General features: G+C 64.0%; 1 protein-coding gene. It reads right to left on the bottom strand.

Going from position 1 to position 569, the window contains the following annotated elements; all coding sequences use genetic code 11:
- The coding region (locus tag OC490_RS49135; protein WP_262064567.1) for an alpha-amylase family glycosyl hydrolase at positions 1-569 on the bottom strand (569 nt) is incomplete at both ends.

Below are 569 nucleotides of genomic sequence, written 5' to 3'. Positions count from 1 at the left end.
TCCTGTACGGCCGGGTTCTCGTAGTTGAGGTCCGGCTGGTGGGAGAAGAAGCGGTGCCAGTAGTACTGCTTGCGGACGGGGTCGAAGGTCCAGTTGGAGGCTTCGGTGTCGACGAAGATGATGCGGGCGTCGGGGTACTGCTTGTCGTCGTCGGCCCACATGTAGTAGTCGCCGTAGGGCCCGTCGGGGTCCTTTCTCGACTCCTGGAACCACGGGTGCTGGTCGCTGGTGTGGTTCATGACGAAGTCGATGATGACGCGCATGCCCCGCTGGTGGGCGGAGTCGACGAAGTCCACGAAGTCGGCGAGGTCGCCGAACTCGGGGAGGACGGCGGTGTAGTCGGAGACGTCGTAACCGCCGTCGCGGAGGGGGGATTTGAAGAAGGGGGGCAGCCAGAGGCAGTCGATGCCGAGCCACTGGAGGTAGTCGAGTTTGGCGGTGATGCCCTTGAGGTCACCGATGCCGTCGCCGTTGCTGTCCTGGAAGGAGCGGACCAGGACCTCGTAGAAGACGGCGCGTTTGAACCACTCGGGGTCCCGGTCCTTGGCGGGAGTGTCCTCGAAGGTGTC

The sequence above is a fragment of the Streptomyces sp. STR69 genome, assembly GCF_024519455.1.
Taxonomy (GTDB): domain Bacteria; phylum Actinomycetota; class Actinomycetes; order Streptomycetales; family Streptomycetaceae; genus Streptomyces.
This window is presented reverse-complemented; position numbering and strand designations above follow the sequence as displayed.